The sequence below is a fragment of the Chitinophaga sp. MM2321 genome (genome assembly GCF_964033635.1).
Taxonomy (GTDB): domain Bacteria; phylum Bacteroidota; class Bacteroidia; order Chitinophagales; family Chitinophagaceae; genus Chitinophaga.
On record NZ_OZ035533.1, the window covers coordinates 1,768,981 to 1,789,690 of the forward strand.

Sequence of the window (20,710 nt, forward strand, 5' to 3'; positions counted from 1 at the left end):
ATTTGAAACGGATTCTGATACTAATTAAAACAACGGATAAGTATGATTATCGCGATAAGGTACAATACAAACTTAAATATCTTCTTACGGTTGAACTGGTAATTTCTTGTTACAGGATTACCATCGTAGTTAAACCTTTCCCCGATACCCTTCAGTCGGAAGCGTTGGAGATTGCCGGCTAACACGCCGCCATCATCGGCTATGTTAATGAGCATATTGAGAAAAGCGGTTTTGAGTTCCACTTTACGGGTTTGCTGATAGATATTTACGATCTGATAAAGATATTCCAAGAGCACCGTAAATAGCATGAATAAAAACACCGCAGGCAGGAGCCGGGGGCGGGTAAAAAGCAGTGCCAGGCCAGTTATTGTGGAAAAGAACAGGATCTCTACCGTATTAAAAAATCCGTTCCAGGCATAACGCTGGTTGCGCATAATCAGGATACTGTTGCCGATACCGTAGTAGAAATTACGTTTGAGGTTCATTTTGCCGCCGCCCCACCAGGGATGGGTAACCCAGGCTGCTGGGAGGCATTTCAGGTTACGGTCGTTATTTTTTTCTTTTACTTTCAGGAAGAAGTCTACTTCCTCACCGCCACCGGTGCGGGGAATAGCTGCGGAGAAGCGGATATCGCCGATGGCGCTGCGTTTCACCATCACATTGGCGGTAGCAGCCCAGGCGGTATGCGGGAAGTCGGCCGCCACCCTGAAGATATCGAGTGTTTTGTTTAAGGAGATGGCGCGTGTAAAATCGTTGATAGGTTCCTCGAGGGCTACCATGCCGGCAAAACCGGTTTCATTGGGGAATTGTTCCAATGCTTTTGCGTAGGCAAAAAGCAGGTCATCCCGCACCTGTACATCATCATCAATAAAGAGAATCCATTCGCCGGTACCCGCGTCAATACCCCTGTTGCGGGTGAGCCCTGCGCCCATGTTCTGTTCATTCACCAGTAAAAAGACGGTCTTGTTGTCAATCAGATCACTGAGCGCCTGTCCGGGTTTTATTGCCGGATTATCCGCAATGAGGTAATATTTGATGTCCAGTCCTGCGGGCTTGGGTAACCGGAGCATTGGCAACAGGAAGGCTTCATTTAAACGAAATGAAGGAATGACAATATCGATACTGGTTTGCATAATACTTCGCTACACGGTTCATTTATTATTTACAGGCCCTGATCAAACCTTTCCGGAAATGCCGGTGTTCAGCGTTGATGGTATCCTGGTCCAGGCCTGCATAGTAAGTCAGCACCTCCGTTTCAGTGCAGTTTTGAAAGCAGGACCAAAAGCATCTTCCTGTACCTGCTTTTTCTTCTTCTTACCAAATAATTTTTGCAACAAATTAACCATAGGACATGTGGTTTCCCGTGAAATCCGGTAAAGATATATATATCTTTTTTTACCAGCAAATTCAGGGAGGTGCTGACGGGAGTTCGTTTAGATGTTTATCTTTGTTGTTTAAATGCCCGCTATTCATGATAAACAAAGTACCGGATAATGGCCTGCCGTTAGTTTCTGTGATTATTCCCAACTACAATCATGCTGCTTACCTGGAAAAACGGATTACATCTGTTTTGAATCAGACCTTTACAGATTTTGAGGTGATCCTGATGGATGACTGTTCTACTGATGACAGCAGGGCGATCATTGAAAAGTACCGGGATCATCCCAATGTTAAAAAGATCATTTATAATGAGCAGAATAGCGGGAGTGTTTTCAGGCAATGGAAACGGGGTGTTGGCGAGGCCGCAGGAAAATATATCTGGCTGGCGGAAAGCGATGACTGGTGCGAGCCTACTTTGCTGCAACACCTGGTAGCAGGATTGGAAGAAAATGATCAGTGTGCAGTTGCATATTGCCAGTCTTATACAATGAAGGAAGATAACCTGATCCTTTGGCAATCGCATTATCCTTTGCTGGCCGATTATATGGAAGGCCGGAAATATATTCACGAATACCTGGTGTTCCGTTGTGGTATCTTCAATGCCAGCATGGCCGTGTGGCGGAAGGAACTTTTCAGTAAGGTAGATGAAGGGTATCTCAACTTCAGGATGAGTGGTGACTGGTACTTCTGGATAGAACTCTGTAAGCAGGGAGATGTGTTTATTACCGGGCGTACATTGAATTATTTCAGGAATCATTCGGGCGATGTTTCCAGTAACGTGTATAAGACAGGATTAAATTTCAGAGAGGCTACCCGTGTGCTGATTAAAATGCGGAAAGACGGAATTATTTCTCAGCAGATGTTTGGTAAAGCGTTCCGGCATAAGCACCGGGAATACTGGAATGCCCGGAAGAAGCTGGACCAGCAGTTGTTACAGGAGATAGAAAGCGATTTTTATAACGAGGAAGCCACGCATATTTCCCGCGCTACACTTAGAAGAGATGCATGGTGGAAAACCACGAGGATAAAAGTGCAATGTTTTTTTACAGGGGCGGATCTGAAAGCGCGTTTACCTTATTCCGGCGCTGAGTGGAGATAACGTATGCGCTCCACTCAACGCCGTTAAAGTTTATTTTTCTTCCAGTATTTTTAATGCCTCCGTGTCTTTGTACTGAAGGATCAGTTTTTTCAATTCCTTTTTTAAACTGGCAGTGATCTTTTCAGCGCCTTTGCTGCCATAGCGGTTGTTGATTTCATGCGGATCTTTTTGCAGGTCGTACAGTTCCCAGCTGTCTGACGGACCGTAGAACCTTATGAGGGTATACCTTTCTGTGCGGATACCAAAGTGCGGATATACATGATGTGGTTGTGGAAATTCGTAGTAGTGATAGTAGGCAGATTTTCTCCAGTTTACTTTTTCAGGATTTTCTTTCAGCAAGGGGAGGAAAGAGGTGCCCTGAATATCAGCAGGTACTGGTACGCCTGCTATTTGCAGGAATGTAGGCGCCCAGTCTATATTCAGCATGAGCTGATCTACTGTGGTACCGGGTTTGGTAACGCCGGGATATTTGATCAGGAAGGGTGTGCGTAATGATTCTTCGTACATGAAACGTTTATCGAACCAGCCGTGTTCGCCCATGTAGAAGCCCTGATCGGAGGCGTATACTACTACGGTGTTTTCAGCGAGGCCGTTTTTGTCGAGATAGTCCAGTAACTGACCGATGTTCCGGTCGAGTGAGCGGGCAGTGGCGAGGTAGTCTTTCAGGTAGCGTTGGTATTTCCATTGTACGAGGGAGTCGCCGCTGAGGTGCTTTTCATCAAATTCCTTGCTGATCTTGTCTTCGTAATATGCTTTGAATACTTTTTTCTGTTCGGGTGTAAAGCGGCCGTAGATGCCTTTCTGTTCATAGTTGGCATGTACTTTCAGGTCGTCTCTCAGGCGCATGGTTTTGTCGATTGTCATGTCCTGGTTTTGTGCAGCGACCCTGTTTTTGTAGTCATCGTGGAAGGTGGGTGGCAGGGGAAAGTCTTTATCGTCGTAGGCGCCGAGATCCTGCAGGTCTGGTAGCCATTCGCGGTGGGTGGCTTTTTCGCCTACTACCAGAAAAAATGGTTTGGACTTGTCTCTGTTGTTGAGCCAGTCTACAGAAAATTGTGTGATGATATTGGTAACATAGCCTTCCACCTGGGTGGTGTCTTTGGGGCCGATGATATCCGGGTTATAGTATTGTCCTTGTCCCTTTAGGATGCGCCAGTAGTCGAAACCATCGGGAAGGTTGCCAAGATGCCACTTGCCGATCCAGGCGGTCTGATAGCCATGTTGTTGCAGCATGCGCGGGAAGAGCTGCTGTCCTACATTAAACTTCTTTTCATTGAGCGTATAGCCGTTAATGTGACTATACTTACCCGTCAGCAGTGTAGCCCTGCTGGGGCCGCAGATAGAATTGGTGACCAGCGCGTTTCTGAAGCGCACGCCCTGGTTGGCAATGCGGTCGATATTGGGTGTTTGTGCCAGTTTGCTGCCGTAGGCGCTGATGGTCTGGTAAGCATGGTCGTCGGAGAAGATGAAAATGATATTTGGTTGCTGCTGCGCGTAGCTGTTAGCAGCGGTGAATAGCAGGATGCACCCTGCTATTTTGCTTAAAATATTCATAGTATTTGATTTATAGGATCGTTGTAGTTCTCTAAAGATATTTTTATTCGGCTACAAATCAAATGGGGAGTGGAATGTTTTTTGATGGGAGAGAAAAAAATATGCAACATTAATAAAATAGTATGTTTAATGAGTTAGATTTATTAATTGTACCTGATTCAATTACCCAATTCCGTCCAATCGAATAATTTTGGTTCTTTGGTAAAAAATTCCCTGACAATTACGTTAAAAAGTTCCGGTCTTTCATACAATATAAAGTGAGAGGCAGCAGGAATAATACAAAGCTGACTGTTTTCTATGGCTTGGTGTAATTTCAGTGCGTGTTCGGGTTTAACAATGTCATTGTCACCTTGCACAATTAGTACGCTTGATTGTATTTTCCTAAGTTTTTCTTCAGGAACAATAAGTGGGGTTGCACACATACTGCTGAAATCTTTGACAAACTTTTTCCATTGCCCTTTTTGAGGTGTTTTCTGTAAATGTGGTTCTAGCCACCATTTGAAGTTTTTTTCGATTTCTTCAGGCGTTAGTTGATCAAGCCCGGCAATGGCTTCGGGATAATAGCCGGAAGTATGCGAAGCAGCTGCAAAGGCAGCTGTCTTCTTTACCTTATCCGGCCGGTCTGCTGCTAGCAATAATGCTGCATTTCCTCCATCGCTATAACCAAAAACATATACACTATCTAGTTTCATTTGGTCTATCATTTTAGAAAAATAATCAGCCAATAACTGATAACCCAAGGAATCCGCCTGTTCAGATCGTCCTTGCCCGGGACAATCAACAGCAATCACCCTGAATTTTTTTGATAGTTCCGGTATCAAAGGCGCAATATCTTTAATGCTGGAGAGGCCACCGTGTATGGCTATGAGCGGAGTGCCTTGTCCATATTCTTCATAATACAACTGAGTGCCGTTTACGGTTATGTATTTCCCATTGTTGGAGCTGTAAGGAACGGTGTCCTGCGAGAAACAGAGCGAGTACAATAATATTGTCAACATGCTTAATGCTATTGTTTTCATCACTATCTGTTTTTAAGTTAATAACCTGGCATCTGGCTTTCGTCCATATAAGCCAATTCCCATTGGTGTCCGTCTAAATCTGCAAAGCTGTGTTGGTACATCCAACCGTGGTCTGCAGGTTCGGCATAAATGGTTGCTCCCAATTCTTTTGCTTTAGTTACCATTTTCTCCACTTCCTGACGGGAACTCGCATCTAAGGCTATCAGTACCTCCGTACTTTTATTCGCATCACATACCTCTTTTTTGGTGAATGTCTTAAAATACGGTTCTGTGAGGAACATAGCAAACATGAAATCGCCAATGATCATACAAGCCGCTTTATCATCGCTAAACTGAGGATTGAAACTAAATCCAAGACCTTCAAAGAAAATTTTCGACTTATTCAAGTCTTTAACCGGTAGATTGACGAAAATTTTTGTTGCCATAATTTTTAATTTTTAATGAATAAATACTGATACAAAAGAAAAAGTTTTATGGCATAAAAACTTGTCGAAAAGTTGGGGTGACTGGTAAATTTTATAGGTTATAAATTTTTATAAAATTCTGATGGAGGCACGCCTGATTCTTTTTTAAAGAATTTCCCAAAATTAGCTGGGTCTGAAAAACCCAACCGATAGGCGATTTCCGATATACTAAAGTCAGTATATAAGAGCAGCGATTTAGCTTCACTTACCAACCTTTCGGAGATATAAGACAGTGCATTTTTACCGGAAACGGCCTTGATAGTTTGAGAAAGATGGTTGGGTGTTATGGAAAGCAGGTCAGCATATTCCTTTACAGTCCGCTTTTCTATATAATGACTGTTTACCAAATGTAGATACTTACTCAGGAGTCCCTGATCAGGAGAAACAAACCTTGCGGCATCATACTGTTCATTTACAAATTCTTTCACGCGGTAAAGCAGGGCAAGGAGTTTTAACCTTGCTTCAATATGCGCGCCACCGCTGCTCCTTTCATATGCTATAAAGACTTCTTCAAAATGAGGAAGCAATTTGTGATATGTGGCTTGTTTCATTGTAAACAGATTCGTGTAGAGACTGTTGAAGAAGGGAAACTCCTTATGGAAACTCGGTTTAAAAAAAGAAAAACACTCCGGTTTAAAATAAAAGATATATCCTTCCAAAGCATCGGCCTTGGAAAAACTATAAATCAAATCCGGTGAATGGCAAACAAGATAAGCTTCGGGGTTATTCACGGTTTTATCGTCGTACTTAACCTGGATTTTCCCCGAATTGAGAAACAAGGCAAAAAAATAAAATGCCCTTCTGAATGGGGGGCGGTAAATTTCTATTTTCGGATCTGTGTTTTTTAATTCCCTGCTATAAAACATGGGATTAATTGTCCTGCCGGGTATAGGTAGCGTTTCCAAAAAATCATTAATTTCTGTATAGTACGGAATAGATGCGTTTGATTCTTTCATTGGAATATACTTCTATTATGTATTATGATTTTATTTTCAAAAGAGATAGTATGACCAATAAAAAACTGAAAATGGCTGCTATGGTACGGATTAAATTCAATTTGTTCCAGGGAGCCTCAAACCTTTCCCTCAGAGAAAATAGCTCTTGCGGAGAGGCAGTGCTCACATCAAAATCCTTCAGCATATTGTTTAAGGGTACATTCCCTGCTATGGTTACGCCAAACACACCGATAGCATAAATAGTAGTAGCCGCCAACAACAGCCAAAATGAAAAATTGCCGCCCACATGATAGGATAACCAGGTTGCCAACGGCAGAACAACAAGACTTCCCATAAAACTTGTGAAAAACCAGGCATTCAGTATGGCATTATCAATCGACTGGAAAGCCAATAAATACTCCCTGTCCGAAAGCTTGCCCAACCCACCGGTAACGGAACAGGCATAGCTATAAAATAGCCCTGCCGCTAAACCAGTTAGCAGTACCGCTATTATTTGAACTAGTTGGTAAAAAATCATCGTTGTCCATTTTGAATATTCCATACTCCAGTTTGAGTGGCTTTGACTACATATTCACGAAAACTAGTTGATTTGCGCCCTAATACGTCTTCAATATCGTTCTTGATCGATTCGTTTCTTCCATCCAACACTTCAGTAAATAAATATTGCATGAGCCCAATAATGTCTTCGGGGATTTGGTAGTCACGAAGAGTGTTGACGTACGCATCCATATCTACTTCTTCATAAACAATAGGACTGTTGATAGCTTCGGAGATTATGCTGGTTGTATCTTTAAAAGACAGCAATTCCGGGCCGGTCAGTTCATAGATTTTCCTGTTGTGCTTATCGTCCGTCAACGCTTCAACGACCACATCAGCAAGGTCGTCAAGATCGACGAAAGGCTCCAATGCTTTTGGTTTCGGGACAACGAAGTAGCCGGCCAGGATATTATCCAGAAAAAAGAATTCACTAAAATTCTGCATGAACCAGCTGGACCTCACAATCGTCCAGTGCAATCCCGAATTTATCACAATCTTTTCAGCTTCTTCGGCCTCTTTCTCGCCCCTTCCGGAAAGGAATACCAGTTGCTGAACCCCAGTGTTTTTTGCAGCGTCCACAAACTGTTGGATTTTCTCCAATGCCCCTGGAACTACAAAGTCGGGGTAGTAGGTGATGTAAACTTTTTTGATCCCACTTAAAACCGTTGCCCAATTCTCAGCTTTCTCCCAATCAAAAGGCGGGTTTCCTTGCCTAGAGCCAGCCCGTACCGGAATACCCTTTTTCTGAAGCCTTTCTGCTACCCGTTTCCCGGTTTTCCCCGTGGCTCCTAATACCAAAATTTCGTTTGCCATAATTGTTGCTTTTTTATTTATTAAAAATAATTATGGGCAAAAATATAGCGGGGACAAAATCAGAAATTGAACAAATCGGACAAAGCGACTATTTCGGTTTCTTTAACTGTAAAGGTTTTTTCCCTGTGAACTTCTTAATGTTTCGTATAAAATGTGATTGGTCGGCGTAGCCATTTTCATAGACCACATCGGTCAGTTTTGAAAAGCCCCCCGTGGAGATTTGCATCAACGAGGTTTGGAACTGTATGATTTTTGCGAATTTTTTCGGAGATATCCCGATACAATCATTGAACTTTCTTCGTAACGTCCTTTCAGTGGTATTTAGGTCCCTGGCCAGTTTATTTACAGCAATCTTGCCTTTATGGTCAAAGATAATTTGAATGGCTTGTTGTATTTCCAGATATTCCTCCAACCCTTTTTTCCGTGCAAGTTCCGAGAGGAATTTGGCGATGATCTCCACTTTCAAGCTTATCGCGGAAGAAGTGGTCAAAGCTTCCAAAGGGTTTTCGATAGCTGCAGCTTTGATCTTTGAGAGGTCAGCACAATCGTCATTAAGTTTTTTGGGGTTGACATCAAACAACAATTTAGCAGCGAAAGGGTATAGCTGAAAAGCAATCATTAAATAGGGCGCTCTTATCGAAAGCTCGTAAGGTGCTATCATTTGGCCGTATAGGAAAAAAGCGGTCAACTCTTTCTCCCGGGGAAGTAGAAATGCCTTTTCCGATTGCAGGTATACGATTCCCGGATAACCATCCGCAAAAAACGTAAACGTTAAGTCTTTTGGAGCATCCTGATTTTCCAGGACAGAAATTTCCTTAACGAACAATTCCAACTTGTAGTTGGCAATTATTTTAGTGAAGTCTATCAAATTCCAACTCGTTTTGTTTCGAAAGCCTTATACAGTCGATAGATAATTATATTTCAACTATTTAACAATCGTAAACCTGAAAGCAATTTAAGGTGATTACATCTGCAAAGACGTTTAAATTTATAATGATTTTCTTGCAAACCCATTCTCCCTAGGGTAAAACTATAGTAAAAAAATTGGTAACGATATTGACAACCAGGATGATGATAACTATTTAGCGATGTTTATAATATAATGAACCTCTGATCAGACAGAATACCTACCTACGTTGCCAGTAGCTTGTACAAGCTCCATTAAGCAACTAGAAAGTTCATTCACTCCCACTTAAACAGCTTCACCGACAATACCCCCACAATCACCCCCCAAACTACAAGTCCAATTAACTGCTGAGGTATTTGCCAGATATGCAAACCTTCAAAAGCAATTTTCCGTAGTCCTTCTACAAAAAAGGTAAGGGGTAGCAGTTCACAGAAAGTACGCAGCCATACCGGATAATTTTCTATGGGGAAGAAGAGGCCGCATAACAGTATCTGTGGTACGGTGAGGGTGTTAGCTACGGGAGCGATGGAGCTTTCGTTGCGGATTAGGCCACTGATAATAAAGCCTATACCCATAAAAATAATGAGCCCGAAAACGGATAACAGCAACATTTCCAGGAAGGTGAGCAGGCCGTTGACCAGGGTGAAGTCGAAGGCGAAGTATCCCAGTCCGGTGATGATCATGAAGCAGATCACCTGGAAGAGCAGGCGGCTGAGCATTTCTCCCAACAGGAGGTAGGGGCGCTTGATTGGTGTCACAAAGATCCGTTTCAGAACCAATGTATGCCGCAGGTTGAATAAGAGGAAAGCGGATCCGAAAACGCCTGCCATCAGTAATGAAAAACCTAACTGGCCGGGAAGAATAAAATCAATCTGCCGGTACACTCTTCCGGGGATGTTAATCATTTGCAGGGATGCCGCTACAGGTTGATTCGGTAGCACCTGTCGGTTAATGTCATTGGCGGCTTCCTGTAAAGCAGCCTGGATCAGGGGTAGTTTATCTGCTACGGAGCTGGAGCTTAACAGGTCCATATCATATCGCGGGAGGCTGGATGACAGCACCGGTGGATGTATATAGAGGATACCGGCTATCCTTCCTTTTTTCAATAAAGAAAGCATGGTAGCAGAATCGCTGCCGGTAGACAGGTCAAAGATTTTGATCGCTTTAACCGCCGCGTAAACGGGACTGCTGGTATCACTGTGGGGTGATAACATGATCTTTACCTTCACGGCAGTATTGTCCACCATGGCACCAAACACGGTGACGAAGATGACCGGAAACAGCAACGCGAATACTACGGAAGTAGGACTGCGCAAGGTAGCAATAAGACTTGCCTTTGCTAATACCAAAGCTGCTTTTAGCTGACTGTATTTTTTCGGCATACCATGTCAAATCTAAAACATTCTACCAGATAAAGGGCAATAGTGCTTTCCGGTTTGCCGGGTAATCCGGAAACTGTTGCCGGTACCAGCGGTGGTTAGCCAGTGCGCGCGGTACCAGGTTGGCGCAGGTCCAGATGAAGAAGGCCAGCCCTGGCAGGCTCCATGTCAGTAATGCATAACCACCCCATTCCATGATTTCACCCAGCAGGTTAGGAGAGGAGATGTATTTAAAGAGTCCGCGTTGCGGAATCTTATAGCCTGTTTCGTTCTTTTTCCGCAAATGGATCAGGTGGTAATCTGAAGTCCAGTTGATGAGTAGCCCGGCGCCGAAGCAGGCGGAACCCAGTACAAACGCCGGCGTTGTGTACCAGTTATCCGGATAGTGTGCGAATCTGGCAAACCAGATCCCCAGCAGCGAGCCGTTGACAGTATTAAATAGCATGGCAGATAACATAATCACCAGCGGCATCTTTTTTCCTTTGGTACGTATCATGAACGGGTATACGAAACTGCGGTGCACATAATGAATAACAAACATCAGCACCATTGTACCCGCTGGCGCCCACCAGTTAAATTGTTTCAGTGGCAGCCATACAAAAAATGAAACCAATACCGTAGTTTCCATTAACAGCCAGCCGAATTTATTGCTGACCATGGGACCCCACTTTTCGCTGGTATAGCGGCCGTAGGGCGCTTCTTTCTGTAGCAGGTAACAACCGGCAAAGATGCCTGTTACCGCCCAGCAGCCGATGAATAAGATGTAGTGTGGTAGTGAAAGATGTTGCATCATTTTAAGGCGCCTGTTTGTCTGAACCATTCAATGGTATCCCTGAGTGTTTCTATAATCGTACGGGGGTGGAATTGTAAAGCCTCCCGCGCTTTGGTATTGTTTATTTTCTTATTACTATAGATAAGATTATATACAGATTGCCGGGTATAGTAGGGTGGACCTCCGGTAAGTTTTGCCAGTCCGCCCACCAGTGGGAGCATCGCCATTACCAGCCATAGCGGCAGTACCGGGAGCTTGATCTCTTTTCCTTTTATGATACCTATCTGTTTACTCAAAGTAACGAGTGAAAGCCATTCGCCACTCAGTATATACGCCTGTCCCGGAACACCCATCGTTAACGCATGTACGATTGCCTGCGCTACATCCCGTACATCCACAAAATCAACACCGCCGGGAAAGAGCGCAGGTATATTTCCATTATATATGTTAACGATGGCTTTGCCGATCAGGGAAGGACGATGATCGTATGGGCCCATCACTGCCGTGGGCGCCAGTACAATCACTTCCATGCCATTGCCATTGTGCTCCAGCGCAATGGCCTGGGATGCTGCTTTGGAGTGATCATAACCATATTGTAAGGCATGTGCGGGACGGCGGTGTTCATCCATTGGTTCATCGAAGGGCGCTTGTTCATATGCCGTAATAGAGCTTAGGTGGATAAACCTTTTTACACCAGCCTGCTGCGCCGCTGTTGCTAGTAAACGGGTACCAGTAGTATTAATCCGGAACAGGGCTTCTTCCGGCCGGTCGCTGACAGATATCATAGCTGCAAGATGGATCACTGCATCGGCGCCATGCGCCAGCCGGTGTATGGCATCTTCATCTAACAGGTTCCCATATACGAATTCAATACCGGCCTGTTGCCCAGGCTGCTCCTTACGCGATAATAGCTTCAGCTGGTGTGTGGCCGCCTGTAACAAGGGCGTTAGCACCGATCCGATATAACCTGTTGCGCCTGTTATCGCTATTTTCATCAGAAAAGATAATTGACAAATAATTGTAAAATAAGGTATTTTTCTCCGTACACCCCTTCCCGGTGGCTCCCCAACCACCCGAAAATACCCCCTGCAAAAAATTCCCCGGATCCTCCTGCTAGGATTTCAGAAAAATTATGAGTAGTATTGTTTGCAGGCATACAAGAAGCGGAAACACCAATCCTGCTGCCATAAATGGGGTATAGAACCAGAATCAGTCAGTACAAATGAAGCTTTGCAGGTCATGATGAATGAAGATGCTTTCCGGGCAATATACGAGCAGTATTGGTCCAAATTATACAGCGTATGTTTTTATACAGTGGCTTCCCGTGAAGTGGCTGAAGACCTGGTAATGGAGATTTTTCTGTCAATATGGAATAACCGGGAGAAGCTACAGATCGATAACCTGGAACATTATCTGGTAAGAGCTGCCAAAAATAAGGCGATCAAACATATTCTTCAACAACGGAAAAGTACTGCCAGTTTACATCTGATGATGGATGCGCTGGAACAGCTTCCTGCAGACAATACTCCCCAACATCACCTGGAGCTGAAAGAGCTGACAAATAGTATTGCTGACAGCGTGTCGTCCCTGCCTGAAAAAACACAACAGATTTTCCTGCTCAACCGCGAACATGGACTCACTTACCAGGAAATAGCCCAACAGCTGGGCGTTTCCGTGAAAACGGTAGAATACCACATTTCCAAAGCACTGCGTATTTTAAGCCGGTTGGTCGTCGCATATTTCATCACTTTCTTCCCTTAATAAAAAATAAATAAAAAATAGTTGGTGCAACCTTTAGGGTATTCTTCCCGAAAAGGAACTTCTTAATAGGGGGAAGGTATTGCGGCTTACTTCGAAACAGGTTTTATGAACGTAAACAAAGCATTAATAGAAAAATTTAGGGAAGGGAAAGCTACCCCCGAAGAGATACAGGCCATTCGTGAATGGGCGCAAGACGGCTCCTGGCCGGATGTTACGGAAGATGAAGTGATCCGGGAAGCCATCTGGGATAAAATGCGTGCTGAAATGCATCCCGGCGCCCCTGTTGTACCAATACGTACCAAAAACAGAACCTGGCTGAAAGCAGCTGCTGTAGGGCTGCTGCTGCTCGGTACCGGTGCTATCGCCGCTTTCCTCCTGCAACAACAGGGCGTAAAGCAGCTGGTGATCAGTTCTTCTTCTCTCGAAAAAAGAAAAATAGTATTACCAGACCATTCGGTTGTTTTCCTGGGACCCGCGTCCTCGTTGACATTCCCGGAAAAGTTTCCGGCAGACAAACGCGAAATAATATTGCAGGGAGAAGCATCTTTTGAAGTCGCGAAAGATGCACACCGCCCTTTTACAGTGATCAGTGAAAACATCCGGACCACCGCCCTGGGTACTTCTTTTAAAGTGAGGGCGTATCCGGGCGCCGGAAAAGTAGACGTATCACTCAGCTATGGCAAGGTGGTGGTATGTGGCATACAGAAAGGCGTGACCGCCGACAGTACCTATCTCAATCCGGGCGAAGCTGCTGTATATAACAATAGCAGCAAACATATCAGTAAAACAATCGCGAAAGAAGCACCGTTCAACTATAAAGAAAATGTCCTGTATTTCCATCGCGCAAACATGCAGGAAGTAATTACGAAACTCGGTATCTTTTATGGTATCCATGTAAACAGCAACCCTGCACTCAATGATGTGGAATGGCAGGTATCCGGCGAGTTTAACCAGGAAACACTGGACGTTGTTATGAGAAATATTGCTTTCACCTGTGATATTAGTTATAAAATAAGTCACGATACACTCACAATATCACCGATACAACCATGAACAGACCATAATAAATAATCATTCCACCATTTTTTAAAATTGCCTGTATTATTTAGCTGTGACGGCAGCAGCAAGCTATGCCAACAGTAGTTGTACCGCAGCTTTATGCGCAGCGGCCAGCATATGGTATGCCTTAAAATTAAAATTATCTTTTCCAAAATCGAGTTTAATTATGCAAAAAGCATTTGTTTCTTATGCGCGCAGGATCGGCCACCGGTCCCTATTGATCTGCTGCATTATGATAACTTTTACCTCCTTCCTGTCTGCAAAAAAAATGGTTGACCAGGAGCCCGACATAAAGCATGTGTTTTTGTCGCTCAACTCCGCAACGCTTCCACTGAAGCAGGTTTTTAAGGAGATAGAAAAACAAACAGACTTCCGTTTTATTTATGATGCCGCCACCTGTGATGTGCAGCAGCAGATAAATATGCGCGCCAGTAAAGAATCACTGTTTAATGTACTACAGGAGCTGGGAAAAAGAACAGGCCTGGAATTTAAACAGGTAGAACGTTATCTCTCCGTACGGCCGCAGCATAAGGATAAAACACCCGGAACTGTACCATCTGTATCACTGTTCAGCAATGCTGCTATCGCTGCGGTAAGCGAAGCCACACAGGCGGCAGATCCTGTTGTCAAAGGCAGGGTCACCGATGAAACAGGTATGCCGCTAACGGGTGTAAGTATCCAGCAAAAAGGTACTTCCCTGGGCACAGCTACGGACGAACAGGGAAACTATACCCTGAGTGCCCCTGCTAATTCCACCCTGATTTTTTCTTTCCTTGGATATGATAAAAGAGAGATACCGGTAAACAACGCCCCTGTATTAAATGTCGTGCTGACAGCCAATACCAGTGGTTTGAATGAAGTAGTGGTAGTAGGATATACCAAGCAAAAGAAAATTTCTATTGTAGGATCATTGGTAACAGTTACGGGAGATGAATTAAAACAGAGCCCTGCATCAAACCTGTCCAACGCGCTGGCAGGCCGTTTGCCGGGTTTGATTGCCATGCAGCAAAGTGGTAATCCCGGTAATGATCATTCCAAAATCCTGATCAGGGGATATTCTACCTCCGGAGATAACAGCCCGTTGATATTGATCGATGGAGTAGAAAGAAGCATGGATAATATTGATGTACAGGAAATTGAATCCATCACCGTACTGAAAGATGCTTCTGCTACTGCGCAATATGGTATCCGTGGTGCTAACGGCGTAGTGGTGGTAACTACCCGCAGGGGAAAGTCCGGCCCACCGCGTGTGGACTTCAACGCCAACTATGCTATCAACCAGGCTACGCAATTACCAAAGTTCCTGGATTCCTATAACTATGGATTGCTCCTGAATGAAGCACTGGCCAATGATGGTAAACCTGCACAATATTCGCCGGAGCAATTGCAGCAATACAAAGATGGTAAGGATCCGCTGCACTATCCGAATACAGACTGGGTTGATTTGCTGTTCCGCGAAACCTCTCCCACACAGCGTTACAACCTGAGCATCAATGGTGGTAATGAAAAAGTGAAATATTTTGTTTCCGCAGCTTACTTAAATCAACAGGGTATTCTCAGGAAATATGATAACCCTGAATACGATACCAAAGATGCTTTTAAACGTTGGAATTTCCGTTCTAATATTGATATCGCATTGTCGAAAGACTTTAATATCTCCGTGGACCTCGCCGGTATGATCACCAGCAAACATGCACCTACCGCCGGTGTGGAAGGGGATATGCTACGCCAGGTATATTGGTATCCGCCTGTGGAACTGGCTATTTTACCCGATGGAAAAATAGCGGTCCCCGGAAACCATACACAAAACCCGATTGGTGATCTGAGCAGAACAGGTTATACAGAAACCTTTGATGGAACTGCACAAGGTACCATCAGGGCCGTAAGAAAACTGGATTTTATCACCCAGGGCTTAAGTACCGGTTTAAATTATTCATTTGACAGAACTTATACTTACAGAATGAACCGCACCCAGGGTTATGGTTTATATACGTGGGATGATGCAAAAAATGAGGCTGTACTGACAAAGGGCGCAGATACGCCGGTAGAGCCTATTACAGAGTATTCCACGTCGCCGGCTTATGCGCTGAACCTGGAATACTATGTGAATTACAATCAGAGTTTCGGAAAACATAATGTGACCGGAATGGTGTTGTACAACCAGCGTAAAAAAGTGATACAGGCTTCACAATATGGAAAACCTTTTTATGTACAGGGTGTGATGAGCCGGTTGACATATGGTTATAACAACAAGTACTTTATTGATCTCAATGGCCGGTATGATGGGTCAGAGAACTTTCCGAAAGGTTCCCGTTTTGGCTTCTTCCCTTCCGTAGCAGCGGGCTGGATTATGAGCAGTGAAGATTTTATGAAAGGTATTACACCGATCAGCTACCTGAAATTAAGAGGCTCATATGGTACCGTGGGTAATGACCAGATTGGTGGGCGCCGGTTCTTATTTCAATCTATTTACCAGGGCGGTGCAGGATATAGTTTTGGTCAGAATGGGGAAGTATGGTCAGGCGGATTAAAAGAGGGCTCCGCTGGTTCTCCTTCCGTTACCTGGGAGAAACATAAGATTATGAACCTGGGCCTCGAAGCAAAATTATTTAATGATCTGTTGGGCATTAACCTGGATGTATTCCGTAAGCATGTATCTGATATCCTGATCACACCGGGAACTATCCTGGCTACTTATGGGGGGCCGTTACCAGCTTTGAATATGGGCGAAACAAAGAGCCGCGGTTTTGAACTGGAGCTGACGCATACCAACCAGCTCAATAAAAACCTGGGTTATATGATCAAAGGCAACGTCAACTTCGCTACCAGCACGGTTGTTTTTGCGGATGAACCTCCCCGTAAATATCCCTGGTTACAAACCACCGGGCATCCTATTAATCAATACTTCGGGTACCAGTCAATCGGATTTTTTCAGAGCCAGGAAGAAATCGACAAGAGTCCCACACAATTTGGTGGCCTGATTCCCGGAGATATCAAATATGCTGATCTGAATGGTGATGGCGTGATAAATGCGGATGACCGGACTTCCGTAGCCAATACGGATATTCCTACTTACACCATGGGATTGTCAATGGGGATTAACTATAAAAGTTTTGACTTCAGCGTATTATTCCAGGGCGCATTTGGTGCTTATACTGTATTGGAAAACTTTGCAGCGTATGAATTCTACAGCAATGGAAAAGTAACAGAAAGACACCTGGGAAGATGGACGCCTGAAACTGCTGCTACCGCTACTTTCCCGGCATTACATGCAAGTGATAATACCAACAACCATGTGTATTCCGACTACTGGATGAAACGTACGGATTATGTAAGACTGAAGAATTTTGAAATAGGATACCGTTTGCCAAAAAATCTGACAGACAGAATGAAGATTCAGGGTGTAAGGGTGTATATGAATGGACAGAATTTATGGACATGGATGAAGGATATGAAAGATTTCCAGTTTGATCCGGAAGCGCCATCAGGTGATGGTACCTATTATCCTCAGCAAAAGATCTACAATTTTGGTGCAACGGTTACTTTCTAAATCATCTCTCCGGAAGGAAAAACTAATTATATGAAAAGAATTATTTACCTGCTTGGCTTCCTTGGCATCCTGCTGTCCACTTCCTGTAAGAAGATCCTGGATCAGGCGCCTGAACTGGATTACGACGAAGTAAAGGTTTTTAACGACATCGATCTGACCAGTCAATTTTTGACAGATATCTATGCCAATACACTTAACCGGCCCGGTAGTTTCATGGACCTGGGAAATTCACCTTTGGCTGCCGCCTGCGATGAAGCCGATAACTCCTTCGCAGGTACGCCGTCTGATAAATTTCAGAATGGCTCCTGGAATGCCAGTGATAACCCCGAATCAGTATGGGGGACGTGTTATGCGACGATCCGGAAATGTAACCTGTTCCTGAGTAAAATCGACAATGTACCCAACAAGTACCTGGGGCTGTCCAAAGAAACGGATCTGACCCCACAAAGAATGAAAGGGGAGGCGTATTTCCTGCGCGCTTATAATTATTTTGAATTGCTGAAGCGTTATGGTGGTATCCCTATTATTAAAGAACCACTGGGCGCCGGAGATGAGGCACTCAGACTCGCCACAAGAGCCAGTTATGATGAGGTGGTGGTAGCTATTTTAAGCGATCTGGATAACTGCTTCAATAACCCGGAAATACCATTGGTGTGGTTTGGTAGCAATCCTTCCAATCCATCGCTTGATATGAACCGTGGTAATATCGGACGGGCTACCAAAACATTGGTGAAAGCACTGAAATCGAGACTGTTGCTGTATTACGCCAGCCCGTTAAATAATCCATCCAATGATCTGGCGAGATGGCAGGCTGCGGCAGACATCTCCAAAAGTATTATCGCAGATGGAAAATATTCCCTGTTCAACAGTTATCAGAATATCTTCCTGTTTTCAGATAACAATGAAGTGATGCTCACTAATCAGGCCGAGGCCTTTAATGCAGCAGTGGCAGAACCGGCAGGTATTGGCTGGGGTGGTACCAATCCAACCCAGGACCTGATAGATAAATATGAAATGAAGAATGGTAAACTGATTACAGACCTCACTTCCGGATACGATCCGCAGGATCCTTACAAGGACCGTGATCCAAGGCTGGCAGCGTCTATCAACTATCATGGTGTTACTTACCAGAACACGGTGTTAAGCATGCTGCCCGGCGGCAACCAGGACCCCGCTATTGGTGGCGACTGGACGAAAACAGGATATTACATGCGCAAGTTTCAAAACGCAAATAGTCAAAGTGGTGTAAAACGCTACTTCCCGATTTTCCGTTTCGCAGAGATCTATCTCAACTATGCTGAAGCGCAGAATGAAGCAGCAGGCCCTTCTCCTGACGTGTATGAAGCTGTGAATGTTATCCGTCGCAGGGCAGGTATCGCCGATTTACCAACAGGATTATCACAGGCAGATCTGCGTAAACGTATCTGGAATGAAAGGGCGGTGGAAATGGCTTTTGAAAAGCAACGCTTCTGGGATGTGAGACGCTGGAAGATTGCAGAATCAACATTGGGCGTGCCTATACATGGCATAAGGGTAACGAAGAATGGCGACGGATCATTACACTACAACATTATAAAAGTAGAGGACCGCGTGTTCAAACCAGAAATGTATCTCTATCCTGTACCTCAATCTGAAATGGATAAAAATCCAACTGTGCTGGTGCAGAACCCAGGATGGAATTGATCATAAAAAACACGTGCTTATGTTATGGTTATTATTATGCTTGTTGCCGTTGAAGGAAGACAAGCATACAACAAAGGAACAGACGCCAACGGTAACGGATACTGTGAAAGCTGAAAAGCCCAAGTATCTGTGGTTTGATGCCGAAGCCAATTTTGAGCGTTTTTCTAACCGCGATTCTATCCGGTATTATCTTGACAAAACAAAAGAAGCCGGCTTTAATCAGATCGTGGTAGATGTGCGCCCTATTTATGGTGATGTGCTGTATAAGAAAACGAAGCGCATGAAGCAGCTGAAACGGGTGAGGAATGTTTCAAGGAATGTGAAGTGGGATTATCTCCAGGTTTTTATTGATGAATCCAAAAAGAGAGGACTGAAGGTAAGTGTTTCTACCACATTGTTTCCTGCTGGTGATCCGTCCAGCAGGAGAGGGCCTGCCTATGAAGATCCTTACTGGGCAAAGCGTACAGCCATTCAGAACACGCCGCAGGGATTAACGGATATCAAGGATGATGTTACCAAAGTGGCCGCCTTTATTAATCCGTTGCTACCCGAAGCGCAGGAGTATGCGTTGGGCTTTATCAGAGAGCTGGTGACCAATTATGATTTTGAGGGCTATGTTTTAGATTATTGCCGCTACTCAGATGTGGAAACAGACTTCTCTGATTTTACCCGTAAGAAGTTTGAAGCCTATATCGGGCGGCAGGTACCGAATTTCCCGCAGGATATATTTTCCTGGGAGAAAACAGCAGATGGTTATGCCAGAAAGGATGGTCCTTTTGCAAAACAGTGGTTTGAGTTCCGGTCTATGGTGATCCACGATTTCATTAAAAGAACAAAGGAAGAAATTAAAGCGATCAAGCCGCAGGTGAAGCTGGAGTATTGGTCTGCCTCCTGGTATGGTTCTATGTATGAGAAGGGGCAGAACTGGGCAAGTGAGCAGTATGATGCCTCCAAAGATTATAGCTGGGCTACGCCTGCGTATATGAAAAGCGGCTTTGCCGAGCAACTGGATGTTTTTATGAATGGTGTATACCTGGAGAGGGCTTACGGTATCAACGATCCTGAATCAATTGAATATGGCCTTGCGAGAGGCAACAGGTTGATCAACGGGGCGTGTGCGGTATACGGCAGCATTTACGCGAATAACTTTTCGCATATTGAAGATGATATTGATCTTTGTCTGAATCAATCTGAAGGGCTGGTGGTATTTGATATTGTGCAGGTGATTGACCACAATTTGTGGGATAGACTGAAGCGTGGTATTGACAAGGCGGAAGCCTTACAGCGATAAGCACAAAAAAATAGGGCTGACCAAAGTTTTACTTTTCGGTTAGCCCTTTTTTAATGTTGTATAAAGGTAAGCTAGCTTAGTCTATACGTCTTACTTTTACTGCATTCATGCCTTTTCTTCCTTCTTCTAATTCGAACTCCACGCGGTCATCCTGCTGGATCTCATGAATAAGGCCGTTTACATGTACAAAAGTTTCTTTAGCAGATTCATCATGTTTGATAAAGCCAAAACCTTTACTTTCGTTGAAGAACTTTACAGTTCCGATAAATTTTGTAGTCATTATAAAATATTAAAAGATATCTGTTAAAGGTAACTTTTATTAACTACCAAGCCAAATATATTCTCTTCTTTTATGTGAGATGCGTGCCCTGAAACGCTTTATGTATAAGGTTATTTAATTATCCGATGGTTATTTCCCCATTTAATGCTTTCATCTTTCACTAAATAAAGTCCATCCTTTATATTTTGTATTTGTTTGACCGGGAT

18 protein-coding genes are annotated in these 20,710 nt (G+C 44.1%); 6 read left to right on the plus strand and 12 right to left on the minus strand.

The genetic code is table 11. The features are described from left to right. Positions 1-20: 20 nt before the first annotated feature. Positions 21-1,133 (minus strand): glycosyltransferase family A protein, encoded by a 1,113-nt coding sequence (locus ABQ275_RS06855; RefSeq protein ID WP_349317534.1) that lies wholly within the window; start codon positions 1,131-1,133, stop codon positions 21-23. A gap of 338 nt (positions 1,134-1,471) precedes the next feature. Here ABQ275_RS06855 and ABQ275_RS06860 point away from each other — a divergent pair, with 338 nt between their 5' ends. Next, positions 1,472-2,479, plus strand: a complete 1,008-nt coding sequence (locus ABQ275_RS06860; RefSeq protein WP_349317535.1) for a glycosyltransferase family A protein — start codon at positions 1,472-1,474, stop codon at positions 2,477-2,479. Between the two features lie 30 nt (positions 2,480-2,509). Here the strand turns inward: ABQ275_RS06860 and ABQ275_RS06865 are convergent, their stop codons facing one another. From ABQ275_RS06865 to ABQ275_RS06910, 10 genes are all read right to left on the minus strand, one after another. Beyond that, entirely contained in the window at positions 2,510-4,033 is a 1,524-nt protein-coding gene (locus ABQ275_RS06865) for a sulfatase (protein ID WP_349317536.1), read from the minus strand. Positions 4,034-4,191: 158 nt separating this feature from the next. Continuing rightward, on the minus strand, positions 4,192-5,052 hold the full coding sequence (locus tag ABQ275_RS06870) for an alpha/beta hydrolase (RefSeq protein WP_349317537.1): 861 nt from the start codon (positions 5,050-5,052) through the stop codon (positions 4,192-4,194). 17 nt (positions 5,053-5,069) lie between these two features. Continuing rightward, positions 5,070-5,477 (minus strand): VOC family protein, encoded by a 408-nt coding sequence (locus ABQ275_RS06875; protein WP_349317538.1) that lies wholly within the window; start codon positions 5,475-5,477, stop codon positions 5,070-5,072. Between the two features lie 98 nt (positions 5,478-5,575). Beyond that, entirely contained in the window at positions 5,576-6,472 is an 897-nt protein-coding gene (locus tag ABQ275_RS06880; protein WP_349317539.1) for an AraC family transcriptional regulator, read from the minus strand. A gap of 22 nt (positions 6,473-6,494) precedes the next feature. After that, positions 6,495-7,013: an anthrone oxygenase family protein gene (locus ABQ275_RS06885; RefSeq protein WP_349317540.1), complete on the minus strand. Its 519-nt coding sequence runs from the start codon at positions 7,011-7,013 to the stop codon at positions 6,495-6,497. Continuing rightward, positions 6,986-7,822 (minus strand): NAD(P)H-binding protein, encoded by an 837-nt coding sequence (locus tag ABQ275_RS06890; protein WP_349317541.1) that lies wholly within the window; start codon positions 7,820-7,822, stop codon positions 6,986-6,988. The genes ABQ275_RS06885 and ABQ275_RS06890 overlap by 28 nt, the downstream gene beginning before the upstream one ends. Before the next feature lie 88 nt (positions 7,823-7,910). Beyond that, positions 7,911-8,690 carry an AraC family transcriptional regulator gene (locus ABQ275_RS06895; RefSeq protein ID WP_349317542.1) on the minus strand — a complete coding sequence of 260 codons (780 nt, stop codon included), beginning with the start codon at positions 8,688-8,690 and terminating at the stop codon, positions 7,911-7,913. A 314-nt stretch (positions 8,691-9,004) separates the two neighbouring features. Beyond that, on the minus strand, positions 9,005-10,111 hold the full coding sequence (locus tag ABQ275_RS06900; RefSeq protein WP_349317543.1) for an ABC transporter permease: 1,107 nt from the start codon (positions 10,109-10,111) through the stop codon (positions 9,005-9,007). Between the two features lie 22 nt (positions 10,112-10,133). After that, complete coding sequence (locus ABQ275_RS06905; protein WP_349317544.1) at positions 10,134-10,901, minus strand: 3-oxo-5-alpha-steroid 4-dehydrogenase; 768 nt, start codon at positions 10,899-10,901, stop codon at positions 10,134-10,136. Continuing rightward, positions 10,898-11,875: an NAD-dependent epimerase/dehydratase family protein gene (locus ABQ275_RS06910; RefSeq protein WP_349317545.1), complete on the minus strand. Its 978-nt coding sequence runs from the start codon at positions 11,873-11,875 to the stop codon at positions 10,898-10,900. Before ABQ275_RS06910 ends, ABQ275_RS06905 begins: the two co-directional genes overlap by 4 nt. Positions 11,876-12,119: 244 nt before the next feature. Between ABQ275_RS06910 and ABQ275_RS06915 the strand changes: the two genes are divergently transcribed. The 5 genes from ABQ275_RS06915 (at position 12,120) to ABQ275_RS06935 (ending at position 20,224) form a co-directional block, all read left to right on the plus strand. After that, entirely contained in the window at positions 12,120-12,641 is a 522-nt protein-coding gene (locus ABQ275_RS06915; RefSeq protein ID WP_349317546.1) for an RNA polymerase sigma-70 factor, read from the plus strand. Positions 12,642-12,746: 105 nt separating this feature from the next. Beyond that, the gene (locus ABQ275_RS06920; RefSeq protein ID WP_349317547.1) at positions 12,747-13,694 is read left to right on the plus strand and encodes a FecR domain-containing protein; all 948 of its coding nucleotides are present in this window, start codon (positions 12,747-12,749) and stop codon (positions 13,692-13,694) included. A 172-nt stretch (positions 13,695-13,866) separates the two neighbouring features. Next, positions 13,867-17,250 (plus strand): TonB-dependent receptor, encoded by a 3,384-nt coding sequence (locus ABQ275_RS06925; RefSeq protein ID WP_349317548.1) that lies wholly within the window; start codon positions 13,867-13,869, stop codon positions 17,248-17,250. 30 nt (positions 17,251-17,280) lie between these two features. Then, a complete protein-coding gene (locus ABQ275_RS06930; protein ID WP_349317549.1) occupies positions 17,281-18,933 on the plus strand; it encodes a RagB/SusD family nutrient uptake outer membrane protein in 1,653 nt (550 codons plus the stop codon). A 19-nt stretch (positions 18,934-18,952) separates the two neighbouring features. Further along, on the plus strand, positions 18,953-20,224 hold the full coding sequence (locus ABQ275_RS06935; RefSeq protein ID WP_349317550.1) for an alpha amylase family protein: 1,272 nt from the start codon (positions 18,953-18,955) through the stop codon (positions 20,222-20,224). Positions 20,225-20,300: 76 nt separating this feature from the next. Here the strand turns inward: ABQ275_RS06935 and ABQ275_RS06940 are convergent, their stop codons facing one another. Beyond that, positions 20,301-20,504, minus strand: a complete 204-nt coding sequence (locus tag ABQ275_RS06940) for a cold shock domain-containing protein (RefSeq protein ID WP_349317551.1) — start codon at positions 20,502-20,504, stop codon at positions 20,301-20,303. Positions 20,505-20,710: the final 206 nt, after the last annotated feature.